This window comes from Streptomyces sp. NBC_01288, from assembly GCF_035982055.1.
Lineage (GTDB): Bacteria > Actinomycetota > Actinomycetes > Streptomycetales > Streptomycetaceae > Streptomyces.
The window spans coordinates 3,405,846-3,417,880 of record NZ_CP108427.1 but is presented as its reverse complement, the minus strand read 5'-3'; the positions used below and the strand labels follow the sequence as shown (position 1 = coordinate 3,417,880).

The window sequence follows — 12,035 nt, the reverse complement described above, 5'->3', positions numbered from 1 at the left end:
GGGCGAGCCATGTCCACGTACGAAATCCGCTCCGGTGACAGGGCTGCGTTCATCGCCGGCCTGCGCGAGCTGGCGGACTTCCTCACCGCGAACCCCAGTGTCCTCGTACCGCGCAACGCATCGTTCGGCGTCTTCGTCGACGCGGCTGACTCCACCGCACGCAGGGAGGGCGCGGAACACGTCGCCGCTCCGCTCGACGTCCCTGTGGAAGACCTCGGCGAGGGCTACTACGACGCACGTCGCGCCTTCGGACCGATCGCGTACAGCGTCGTCGCGATCCCGCCCAAGGAACAGCAGTGATCGCCCGTATGACGGGCTCCCGACGGGGCGCGAAGTCGCCAAACCCGACCCCGTCAGGAACCCACTCCATCCGCCACGTGAGCAGTGAAAGGAGTACTCACACTTTGTCCACCGCGCATCGATCGCGCAAATCCCCTCTGCCCGAGTGCGAATTGAGGGTCGTCGACTCTGAGGTGTCGACCTGCGACGGACGGGAACAGATCGTCCTCGTCGGGCTCGACGGCTTCGAGCGGCATCTGTGCCCGGCACACGCCGCTGCACTCTGGCTCACGGACCCGACACTCCGGTTCAGCGCCAAGACTCGTACGGAAGCAATCGCCGCCGTGATGGGGCAGGCGTTCGGAGGCGGTGGTCGGCAATGACGGCACCCCTGCCGAAGAACGTTGCTGCCCTGCTCACCAGAGCAGTAGAGCCGGAGTTCGCAGCCTGGCGGCGCAACATCGTCAGCCTCGCCGGCTGCACCAACCCGATCCACCTGGTCGGCGGTGCAACCGTCGTCGACACGACCACGGGCGAGGCCCTGTTCTCGTACGCGTCGGACGTCTACGGCGGTCGGCTCCTGACCGCATGCGGCAACCGGCGTGCATCGGTCTGCCCGTCCTGCTCCCGCCTCTACCGAGCCGACACCTATCAACTGATCCGGGCTGGACTGGTCGGCGGCAAGAACGTCACGGAGGCGGTGACCGGGCACCCTCGGGTGTTCGCCACACTCACCGCTCCGGGCTTCGGGCCGGTTCATACCCGTCGTGAGCGTGCGGGGCATGTACGGGCGTGCCGTCCCCGGAAGGCGGGGGAGTGCTGCCCGCATGGCTCGCTCGTCGGATGCCATGAGCGACACGCAGAGGGTGAGCCCCGTCTCGGTGAGCCTCTGTGCCCGCGCTGCTACGACTATGCCGGGGTTGTCCTCTGGCAGGCGTGTGCCGGTCAGTTGTGGCACCGGTTCGCACTGGAGCTGCGTCGCGAGGTCGCGCGGCGGGCTGGGCTGTCCCGTACCGAACTCGGAGACGTGGCCCGGTTGTCGTACGCGAAGGTGGCCGAGTACCAGCGGCGGGGCCTGGTCCACTTCCATGTCGTGGTCCGCCTCGACGGACCGGATGGACCGGCCTCGGCTCCGCCCGGTTGGGCCACAACGGCTCTGCTGATGGACGCGATACAGGCGGTCGTCGGTCGCGTGCGGCTCATCGCTCCTGGCGTGGATGTCGTCGGCACTCGCGTGCTGCGGTTCGGCGAACAGGTCGACGTGCGGCCTATCGCGGCGTTCGGAGCGGGGGAGCGGCTGACCTCCGCGGCTGTTGCGGGCTACATCGCGAAGTACGCCACGAAGGGTGCCGAGTCCGCTGGTGCGGTCGACGGTCGGATTCACCAGGCGCGGGAACTGGTCATGTTGCCGGTACGGGCTCACGTCCTCCGCATGATCAGTACGTGCTGGTGGCTCGGCGGTCTGCCTCCCTTCGAGCCTCTGGGGCTGCGCCGTTGGGCCCACATGCTCGGCTACGGCGGCCACTTCTCCACCAAGTCACGGCGCTACTCGACGACTCTGACCGCACTCCGTGATGCGCGTGCAGAACACCGTGCGGAGGAGCAGCGGACCGCCCTCGGTATCAGCGGGCGGACAACCGTCACCGTCGGGCAGTGGCGCTACGCCGGCCGTGGTTACTCGCCGGAGGCGGCCCTCCTGGCGGCCTCCGTACGGGAGGTCGGTGGTCCTCATGGCGCGTGAGAAGACGGCCGAACTGCTCACCGTGCGGCAGGTGCTCGAAGAGCTGGGCGGGATCTCCCGGCGCACCTTCTATCGCTGGCGGGAACTGCGCCTCGCGCCGGCCTGTATCCGTTTACCCAACGGGGAGTTGAGGGTCCGCCGCGACGTCCTCAACGACTGGTTGGCGGAGCGTGCGGAGGGGGCCGCGTCGTGAAGTCGTACAAGGTCGTCATCTGGAAGTTGAGTATCAACCGCTCCGCGAAGAAGCCGACGTACCTCGTCCGCTGGTCCGTGGATGGCGAGCCGTTCCACGAGTCGCACAAGACGAAGGCGCTCGCTGACCGCTTTCGGGCCAAGCTGCTTCGAGCCGCCGACAAGGGCGAACCGTTCGACACAGTGACCGGTCTGCCTGACTCGCTCCGCGGTGGGAAAGCGGCGTTGTCGTTCCTCGACCTGGCAGTGAAGTACGTGGCAGCGCGCTGGGCGGAGGCGTCGGCGAAGCAACGGGACAGCATGACCGATGCCCTGGCGACGGCCGTTCCTCTCCTCGTCAAGCCGGGGAGGGGGCGGCCCGGTCCCGAGATGCTGCGGAGGGCACTGCGCTCGTACGTCCTGCCAGTCTCCCGCAGGGAACGAGAGCGGCCGGAAGAGATCGCGGCGGCCGTGCGGTGGATCGAGAAGGCCTCGCTCCCCGTGGGTGAGTTGCAGGAGATCGCGCGAGTGCATGAGCTGATCGACGGGTTGGGCCGGAGGATGGACGGCAAACCTGCGGCGACACAGACGTACCGCCGACGCAGGGCGGTGGTCTTCAACTCACTTGAATACGCAGTGGAGTTGGAGCACTTGCAGTCCAACCCGCTGAGCCGAGTGCGGCGTAAGCGAGGCAAGCGTGCGGTGCAGGAGGTTGACCGTCGAGTGGTGGTCAATCCTCTGCAGGCTCGCGAACTGCTGACCGCCCTCACCTACGTTGGTGGCTATGAGCGTGCGAGCGGCCGACGGCTGAAAGCGTTCTTCGGGTGCCTGTACTACGCGGCCATGCGGCCAGGCGAGGCGCTGGGACTCCGCCGCTCCGACTGCACACTTCCGTCGTCCGGCTGGGGGCGGATTGAGCTGGCGGAGACCCGTCCCACGGCCGGGAAGGCGTGGACGGACTCCGGGGAAGCCCACGATCGACGCGGCCTGAAGCAACGGGCCAGCGGTGAAGTGCGCATCGTGCCGATTCCGCCTCCGCTGGTGCGACTGCTCCGCGAGCACCTGAAGGAGTTCGGTACGGCGAAGGACGGCCGGCTGTTCTCCAGCGAGCGGGGCAACGTGATCGCGGCCTCGTCGTACTCACGAGCGTGGAAACAGGCTCGGGAACTGGCGCTCATACCGCATCAGGTGTCATCGGTCCTGGCCTTCCGGCCGTACGACCTCCGTCACGCGGGCGTCTCCCAGTGGCTCAACTCCGGTGTCCCTGCTCCCGAGGTGGCGGCCCGTGCCGGTCACTCGGTCGACGTCCTTCTGAAGATCTATGCCAAGTGCATCGACGGACAGGAGCAGGAGATGAACGACCGGATTCTGAAGGGGCTGGGGGAGGAGGACAAGCCCAAAGAGTGAAACGGTCCGCAGGACCAGCGGGCGCGAGCCCTGGAAAGATTCGGGGCTCGCGTCGTGCTCAGGGAGTCGCGTTGCGGGAATCACGAAGGCGACTCTGGACTACTGACTGGAGCCCTACGATCACTCTGGCCGTCCGAGTTGGCGGCTTTGGGTTCACTCTGAGAGGACGCTGGTGCCCCCTCGTGCTCGCGCCAAGTTCGTCGCCGTAGTCGCTGGCGCTGCTGCCGTTATTGTCGCGCTACTGCCGGTCAGTTTCACTAGCGATGTAGATGGAGCCACATACTCATGTGGGACGGCGATTTCTGCGGCCTTCCACCGGTGGCCCGGGTGCCGGAATGCCGCCCCTCCCTACCTGATTGGTGCGGTTGTGATCGCTGCTGTCGGTGCGTTGGTCGCCGTTGGTATGGCGAGCAAGGACGAGTGATCTCGTGGCGTCCAGCTTGATGCGAGCGAAGGTTCCGTGAGGTGGCACTGCTGACCTGCAACGAAGCCCTCAAGATCATTACGTCGTCATTACGTGATCACTGACAAACGGCTGCTTTCAGCGGCATCCGCCTGCACACACGCGAAGACCCCGTCTTCAGCTAAAGCGCTGATCGCGGGGTCTTTGGGCACCTTATAAGGGGTGCCCCCGGCAGGATTCGAACCTGCGCACACGGCTCCGGAGGCCGTTGCTCTATCCCCTGAGCTACGGGGGCGTGTCCGTCGCGGTGATCGCGGCGACGGGTAGAACCCTACCAGCTCCCTACCGGTGTTCATGAACAGGTTTCTCGGTGGTCAGGGAGGTGGGCAGTGAGGGGTGGTGGGTCGCTCGCAGGGGGTGGAAGTGGGGAAAACCCGGACGCGGTGGCCGGTCCGGACCTACTCTCGGAGTTGTGCCAGGCGCGTCGGGTCGGGTGCTTGTTGTGGACGACAACAAGGTCATCCGGCAGTTGATCAGGGTCAATCTCGAGCTGGAGGGTTTCGAGGTCGTGACCGCGGCCGATGGTGCCGAGTGTCTGGACGTGATTCATCAAGTGCGGCCCGATGTCGTGACCCTGGACGTGGTCATGCCTCGGCTGGACGGGCTGCGTACCGCCGCTCGGCTGCGTAGCGATCCCCGGACCCGTGATCTGCCCCTCGCCATCGTCAGCGCCTGTACCCAGTACGAGGTCGACAGCGGGCTCGATGTCGGCGTCGACGCGTTTCTCGCCAAGCCCTTCGAACCTGCCGAACTCATCGCTCTGGTACGGCAGTTGATCGAGCGGGGGCGACGTGAGCCGCGGGACCCGCGGGGCCCGCATGATCCGGCTGACGGTCTCTCCCTCGGTGGTGCCTTCGGTGCCGGCGCCGGTGAGGGTGAGCGGGCTGGGCGGGGCGGGCGTAGCGGCGGCTGAGGGCGAGACGAGACTGCCTACGGCTCGCCACTTGTCGCCACTACTTGTAGGTCCCCTCACTTGCTCCCTCTATTACTTGCTCCCCGTATATACAGACCCGCCTCCGCGGATGCAGCGCCCGCTCCATCCCGTCAGCCCCGTGCCCGTCATGTCCACATCCCGGACCACCAGACAAACCGGCTGGCCTACCCACCCCCCTCCTCCCATACGCTTGTCCCGTGACCCCCGTCGAGCTCTCCCGTACCGTGCTGCGCGCGGTGCGTCGTGCTGTCGAGGACGGGGAGCTGCACGTCGCCGTACCGGAGAAGGTGTCGGTGACCGTGCCGGGGGCCGGCGGGTGGGGTGACTACGCCACCAACATCGCCCTCCAGCTCGCCCGGCCCGCGGGGGAGACGCCCCGCCGTGTCGCCGAGCTGCTGCGGCCGCATCTCGCCGGTGCGCATGGCGTCAGCGGTGTCGAGATCACCGGGCCCGGGTTCCTCAACATCAGCCTCGGGAGTACGGCGTCCACCGCCCTCGTCGAGGAGATCCTGCGGCGCGGACCGCGGTACGGGTACGGGTACGGGTACGGGTACGGGTACGTCGACAAGGCCGCGGCCGGCATCAGCCATGACGCCCCCGCCGGCCAGCCCGCCGTCGGCAGCCCGGATCCCCTCATCGGCCAGCCCGCCTCCGGCAGCCCGGACGCGCCCACCTGCCAGCCCGCCTCCGGCAGCCCGGACGCGCCCACCTGCCAGCCCGCCTCCGGCAGCCTGAACCCCCTCAGCCGCCAACACACCCCCATCCCGTACCTCGTGCAACTGCACGCCCCTCACGACCCCCGCGCCCTCGTCGTCATGGAGGTCGTCGCCCGCCTCCTGCGTTCGCAGGGCTCCCTCGTCCGCACCAGCTGCGAGGCCCGGCCCGAGCCCGAGTGGACGACGGTCCTCGGTGTAGGGGTCGACGCGTACGGCACCCCGGCGGCACCGGCCCCCCTCGACGTCAACGTACGGCCCGTGCCCGCCCCCGACCCCGCGGAACTCCTCTCCCTCGGCCGTGACGCCGCCCGCTGGGCCCTCCTTCACCCCGCGGCCCACGACCGGCCCCGTCTCACCGCCGACCATCTCGTGCAGCGGGAGAGCAACCCTCTCTTCCGGGTCCGTTACGCCTACGCCCGCACCCGGGCCGTCAGCCGTAACGCCGCCGACCTCGGCTTCACCGCCGAACCCGGCGACGTACGACAGGACACACAACAAGACGTACGACACGACGTACGAGAGGGCACCGCCCCCCCCACCCCCGCGGACCCCACCCCCCTCCTCACCCACCTCGCCGACCACCCCCGCCTCCTCACCCGCGCGGCAGCCCACCGCACCCCGGACCTGCTCGCCCGTCACCTGGTCGCCGTAGCCGACGCGACGCTTCCTCTGCTCGCCGGCACGTTGCCGCTCGGGGACGAGAAACCCTCGGCCGCCCACCGTGCCCGGCTCGCGCTCGCCGAAGCCGCCGGGGCGGTGCTCGCCGGTGGCCTGTCCCTGCTCGGCATCGATGCCCCCGAACACCTCTGAGCGCCACGACCGACAAGACACCGCACGATCTGAGCGCCAGGAAGAGACAGAAGAGAAGACGACATGAGCCGTTCCGCACATCCCGCCGGTCCCCGGCACGCCGACGTTCTGCCCGAGGGGCACTACTCCGCCCCGGCCGCCGACCTCAACGAACTCGACCCCAAGGTGTGGGCGCAGACCGTGAGTCGTGACGCGGACGGTGTCGTCACCGTCGGCGGTATCGACGTGAAGACGCTCGCCGAGCAGCACGGCACCCCGGCGTACGTGCTCGACGAGGCCGATTTCCGGGAGCGCGCCCGGGCCTGGCGTACCGCGTTCGGGCAGGACGCCGACGTCTTCTACGCCGGCAAGGCGTTCCTGTCCCGTGCCGTCGTGCGGTGGTTGGACGAGGAGGGGCTGAATCTCGACGTGTGTTCCGGTGGGGAGCTCGCCACCGCCCTCTCCGCCGGGATGCCCGCCGACCGCATCGCCTTCCACGGCAACAACAAGTCCGTCGGCGAGATCACGCGGGCCATCGAGGCCGGTGTCGGGCGGATCGTGCTCGACTCCTTCCAGGAGATCGTGCGGGTCGCTCATATCGCGCAGTCCCTCGGCAAGCGGCAGCGCGTGCAGATCCGTATCACCGTGGGCGTGGAAGCGCACACGCACGAGTTCATCGCCACCGCCCACGAGGACCAGAAGTTCGGGATTCCGCTTGCCGGGGGCCAGGCCGCCGAAGCCGTGCGGCGCGCTCTTCAGCTCGACGGGCTCGAAGTCATCGGGATCCACAGTCACATCGGGTCGCAGATCTTCGACATGTCCGGGTTCGAGGTCGCGGCCCATCGGGTTGTCGGGCTACTCAAGGCCGTTCGTGACGAGCACGGTGTCGAGCTTCCCGAGATCGACCTCGGGGGCGGGCTCGGCATCGCCTACACCAGCGACGACGACCCCCGCGAGCCGCACGAGATCGCCAAGGCGCTCACCGAGATCGTCACCCGTGAGTGCGAGTCCGCGAAGCTGCGGACCCCGCGGATCTCCGTCGAGCCGGGGCGCGCCATCGTCGGGCCGACCGCCTTCACGCTCTACGAGGTCGGCACCATCAAGCCCCTCGACGGGCTGCGGACGTATGTGTCGGTCGACGGGGGCATGTCCGACAACATTCGGACGGCGCTCTACGACGCCGAATACAGCGTCGCTCTCGTGTCCCGGCGCTCCGACGCCGAGCCCATGCTCGCGCGGGTCGTCGGCAAGCACTGCGAGAGCGGGGACATCGTGGTCAAGGACGCCTTTCTGCCGGGGGATCTGGCACCGGGTGACCTGATCGCCGTACCGGCCACGGGTGCGTACTGCCGTTCCATGGCCAGCAATTACAACCATGTGCTCCGGCCGCCGGTCGTCGCCGTGAAGGATGGGGAGTCGCGGGTCATCGTCCGCCGGGAGACGGAGGACGACCTCCTGCGTCTCGACGTCGGCTGAGATCTTCCATAAAAGAGGAAGCAAGAAAGGGTGGAAGATCTTCGGTCTTCCACCCCCCTGTAAATGAAATCGATGTCTCACGATCCGGACCATGGATAGAAACTCCCGTCCGGTGAGTGAGACTGGTCCAACCGATGACGGTATGAGGAAACGAGGTCGGATGATGCGTACGCGTCCGCTGAAGGTGGCGCTGCTGGGCTGTGGAGTGGTCGGCTCAGAGGTGGCGCGCATCATGACGACGCACGCCGACGACCTCGCCGCCCGCATCGGCGCACCCGTCGAGCTCGCGGGCGTCGCCGTACGACGGCCCTCCAAGGTCCGCGAAGGCATCGACCCCGCCCTCGTCACCACCGACGCCACGGCTCTGGTGAAACGCGGCGATATCGACGTCGTAGTAGAGGTCATCGGGGGGATCGAGCCCGCGCGTTCGCTCATCACCGCCGCCTTCGAGCACGGTGCTTCCGTCGTCTCCGCCAACAAGGCGCTGCTCGCCCAGGACGGTGCCGCGTTGCACGCCGCCGCCGAGCAGCAGGGCAAGGATCTGTACTACGAGGCCGCCGTCGCCGGTGCGATTCCCCTCATTCGTCCGCTGCGCGAGTCCCTCGCCGGTGACAAGGTCAACCGGGTGCTCGGGATCGTCAACGGGACCACCAACTTCATCCTCGACAAGATGGATTCGACCGGCGCCGGTTACCAGGAGGCCCTCGACGAGGCCACCGCCCTGGGGTACGCCGAAGCCGACCCCACCGCCGACGTCGAGGGCTTCGACGCCGCCGCCAAGGCCGCCATCCTCGCCGGAATCGCCTTCCACACGCGCGTGCGTCTCGACGACGTCTACCGCGAGGGCATGACCGAGGTCACCGCCTCCGACTTCGCCTCCGCGAAGAACATGGGCTGCACCATCAAGCTGCTGGCGATCTGCGAGCGGGCCGAGGACGGCGGGTCCGTCACCGCGCGTGTGCATCCCGCGATGATCCCGCTCAGCCACCCGCTCGCCTCCGTACGCGGCGCCTACAACGCCGTGTTCGTCGAGTCCGACGCCTCCGGGCAGCTGATGTTCTACGGCCCCGGCGCGGGCGGCGCCCCCACCGCCTCCGCCGTGCTCGGTGACCTCGTCGCCGTGTGCCGCAACCGGCTCAACGGGACCACCGGGCCCGGCGAGTCGGCGTACGCCGGACTGCCCGTGTCGGGCATGGGCGAGGTCGTCACGCGGTACCACATCAGCCTCGACGTCGCCGACAAACCGGGTGTTCTCGCACAGGTCGCCACCGTGTTCGCCGAGCACGGAGTCTCGATCGATACGGTTCGGCAGCAGGGGAAGGACGGCGAGGCATCCCTCGTCGTCGTCACGCACCGCGCGTCCGACGCCGCCCTGGGCGGGACCGTCGAGGCGTTGCGCAAGCTCGACACCGTGCGGGGTGTCGCCAGCATCATGCGGGTTGAAGGAGAGTAACCAGCAATGACCCACCAGTGGCGCGGAATCATCGAGGAGTACCGGGACCGGCTCCCGGTGTCCGACAGCACGCCGGTCGTCTCCCTCCGCGAGGGCGGCACGCCCCTCGTGCCCGCGCAGGTGCTCTCCGAGCGCACCGGCTGCGAGGTCCACCTCAAGGTGGAGGGCGCCAACCCCACCGGGTCCTTCAAGGACCGCGGTATGACCATGGCCATCACACGGGCCAAGGAGGAGGGCGCGCAGGCCGTCATCTGCGCCTCCACCGGCAACACGTCGGCCTCCGCCGCCGCCTACGCCGTACGTGCCGGGATGGTCTGTGCCGTCCTCGTGCCGCGCGGCAAGATCGCGCTCGGCAAGATGGGCCAGGCCCTCGTGCACGGCGCGAAGATCCTTCAGGTCGACGGAAACTTCGACGATTGCCTCACCCTCGCCCGCGAGCTGAGCGACAACTACCCTGTGGCGCTGGTGAATTCGGTCAACCCGGTGCGCATCGAGGGTCAGAAGACGGCCGCCTTCGAGATCGTCGACATGCTCGGCGACGCACCCGACATCCACGTCCTGCCGGTGGGCAACGCGGGCAACATCACCGCGTACTGGAAGGGCTACAAGGAGTACGCCGGGGATGGGATCGCCGCCAAGTCGCCCCGCATGTGGGGCTTCCAGGCTTCCGGGTCCGCGCCCATCGTGCGGGGCGAGATCGTCAAGGACCCCTCGACGATCGCCACCGCGATCCGCATCGGCAATCCCGCGTCCTGGCAGTTCGCGCTGGACGCGCGGGACGAGTCCGGCGGGTTCATCGACGAGGTGACGGACCGTGAGATCCTGCGCGCCTACCGGCTGTTGGCCGCTCAGGAGGGCGTTTTCGTCGAGCCCGCGTCCGCCGCTTCCGTCGCCGGTCTGCTGAAGGCGGCCGAGCAGGGCAAGGTCGACCCGGGCCAGACCATCGTCTGCACGGTGACCGGAAACGGCCTCAAGGACCCCGACTGGGCCGTCGCCGGCGCCCCGCAGCCGGTCACGATCCCGGTCGACGCGCCGACGGCCGCCGAGCGCCTCGGGCTGGCGTAAAGCCGCCTGGCGGGTATTCGCCACGGGGGGTGCACAGGGGGCTTACGACACGCATCGTGCGCCTCCTGTGCGCCCTATGTCGCCACAGAACCTTCCTTCGATAGGCTGTACCGAACCCGCCCGCCGCATATGCCTGCGCGCATGGCTCGGCACCGCGCCGTCTCCACGGCCCGAGGGTCTTCACGTACCTATCGAATCTCATCGAATGTCTTCGACAGTCACGCAGCTCAAGGAGAGTCATCGAGCGATGGCCGGTCCAGCCTTCCGCGCCGCCGCCGTCCGGGTGCGCGTCCCCGCCACCAGCGCCAACCTCGGCCCGGGCTTCGACGCCTTCGGCCTCTCGCTGGGGCTCTACGACGACGTCGTCGTCCGTGTCGCCGACTCCGGGCTGCTCATCGACATCGCCGGCGAGGGCAGCGAGACCCTCCCGCGCGACGAGAACCACCTCCTCGTACGGTCCCTGCGCACCGCCTTCGACCTGCTCGGCGGACAGCCGCGCGGCCTGGAGATCGTGTGCGCCAACCGCATTCCGCACGGCCGCGGCCTGGGCTCCTCCTCCGCCGCCATCTGTGCCGGCATCGTCGCCGCGCGCGCCGTGACCATAGGCGGGGACTCCCGGCTCGACGACACGGCCCTGCTGGAACTCGCCACCGAGATCGAGGGCCACCCCGACAACGTGGCGGCCTGTCTGCTGGGCGGCTTCACGCTCTCCTGGATGGACGGCGGAGCCGCGCGGGCGATCAGGATGGACCCCGCCGACTCGATCGTTCCGGTGGTTTTCGTGCCCGGGAAACCGGTACTCACCGAGACCGCGCGCGGCCTGCTCCCGCGCAGCGTCCCGCACGTCGACGCCGCCGCCAACGCGGGTCGCGCCGCACTGCTCGTCGAGGCCCTCACCCGGCGCCCCGAGCTGCTGCTGCCCGCCACCGAGGACCGCCTGCACCAGGAGTACCGCGCTCCGGCGATGCCCGAAAGTGCCGCGCTGGTCGACCGGTTGAGGGCGGACGGGGTTCCGGCCGTCATCTCCGGTGCCGGACCGACCGTGCTCGCACTGGTCGACGCCGACAACGCCGACAAGGTGTCCCACCTCGCCGGTGAGGGCTGGGCCGCCAACCGGCTGGATCTCGACGCACAGGGCGCCTGCGTACTGCCGCTCGCGGCCCCGAGTGCCAATTGACTACGTACCGTCGCCGGATTTCGAGAGGGGGAATGTTTGTTGGATCCGGTAGTGTTAATCTCAAGTCTGCACCCGACCCCACCATGGCGAGGTGCTTGTTGTCCCCGTCCGGGACAGACATTCTTCCGGGAGCCTCCCAAGCCGCACCGTGTTCTGTAGGGGCACAGAGCGGTTCGCCGGGCACGCTCCGGAATTGGTGCGACCAAGCCACGTGACACAGACACTCGGTGCCACTGCTTCGGGAAGCGCCGTCACCAGCAATCTCTTCCGCCGCTTAGGCGGACCACCGCCCCGGCACGGTTCACACAGCAAGAACCGAAGCCGGACAGCACAACCGGTCGCCGAGCCAGACAGGCCGACGTCC

Annotated in this window: 10 protein-coding genes and 1 tRNA gene; 10 read left to right on the top strand and 1 reads right to left on the bottom strand. The window is 68.6% G+C overall.

Going from position 1 to position 12,035, the window contains the following annotated elements:
- Positions 1-9: 9 nt before the first annotated feature.
- The 4 genes from OG194_RS14645 (at position 10) to OG194_RS14630 (ending at position 3,598) form a co-directional block, all read left to right on the top strand.
- Positions 10-300, top strand: a complete 291-nt coding sequence (locus OG194_RS14645) for a hypothetical protein (RefSeq protein ID WP_327401293.1) — start codon at positions 10-12, stop codon at positions 298-300.
- A 358-nt stretch (positions 301-658) separates the two neighbouring features.
- Positions 659-2,020, top strand: coding sequence for a replication initiator (locus OG194_RS14640; protein ID WP_327401292.1), 1,362 nt, complete (start codon positions 659-661; stop codon positions 2,018-2,020).
- Complete coding sequence (locus tag OG194_RS14635) at positions 2,010-2,213, top strand: helix-turn-helix transcriptional regulator (protein ID WP_019060844.1); 204 nt, start codon at positions 2,010-2,012, stop codon at positions 2,211-2,213. The genes OG194_RS14640 and OG194_RS14635 overlap by 11 nt, the downstream gene beginning before the upstream one ends.
- On the top strand, positions 2,210-3,598 hold the full coding sequence (locus tag OG194_RS14630; RefSeq protein WP_327401291.1) for a tyrosine-type recombinase/integrase: 1,389 nt from the start codon (positions 2,210-2,212) through the stop codon (positions 3,596-3,598). The genes OG194_RS14635 and OG194_RS14630 overlap by 4 nt, the downstream gene beginning before the upstream one ends.
- A 626-nt stretch (positions 3,599-4,224) precedes the next feature.
- On the opposite strand, the gene OG194_RS14625 is transcribed toward OG194_RS14630, so the two are convergent.
- Positions 4,225-4,296: transfer RNA gene (locus OG194_RS14625), tRNA-Arg, on the bottom strand.
- 207 nt (positions 4,297-4,503) lie between these two features.
- Here OG194_RS14625 and OG194_RS14620 point away from each other — a divergent pair.
- From OG194_RS14620 to thrB, 6 genes are all read left to right on the top strand, one after another.
- The gene (locus tag OG194_RS14620; protein WP_327401290.1) at positions 4,504-4,974 is read left to right on the top strand and encodes a response regulator; all 471 of its coding nucleotides are present in this window, start codon (positions 4,504-4,506) and stop codon (positions 4,972-4,974) included.
- A 218-nt stretch (positions 4,975-5,192) separates the two neighbouring features.
- Positions 5,193-6,521: an ArgS-related anticodon-binding protein NrtL gene (nrtL, locus tag OG194_RS14615; RefSeq protein WP_327401289.1), complete on the top strand. Its 1,329-nt coding sequence runs from the start codon at positions 5,193-5,195 to the stop codon at positions 6,519-6,521.
- Positions 6,522-6,584: 63 nt separating this feature from the next.
- The gene (gene lysA / locus OG194_RS14610; RefSeq protein ID WP_327401288.1) at positions 6,585-7,976 is read left to right on the top strand and encodes a diaminopimelate decarboxylase; all 1,392 of its coding nucleotides are present in this window, start codon (positions 6,585-6,587) and stop codon (positions 7,974-7,976) included.
- Between the two features lie 160 nt (positions 7,977-8,136).
- Positions 8,137-9,429, top strand: a complete 1,293-nt coding sequence (locus OG194_RS14605; RefSeq protein ID WP_318018838.1) for a homoserine dehydrogenase — start codon at positions 8,137-8,139, stop codon at positions 9,427-9,429.
- Between the two features lie 6 nt (positions 9,430-9,435).
- Complete coding sequence (thrC, locus tag OG194_RS14600) at positions 9,436-10,494, top strand: threonine synthase (protein ID WP_033285390.1); 1,059 nt, start codon at positions 9,436-9,438, stop codon at positions 10,492-10,494.
- A gap of 247 nt (positions 10,495-10,741) precedes the next feature.
- Positions 10,742-11,671 (top strand): homoserine kinase, encoded by a 930-nt coding sequence (gene thrB, locus OG194_RS14595; RefSeq protein WP_033285391.1) that lies wholly within the window; start codon positions 10,742-10,744, stop codon positions 11,669-11,671.
- The last annotated feature ends 364 nt before the right edge of the window (positions 11,672-12,035 follow it).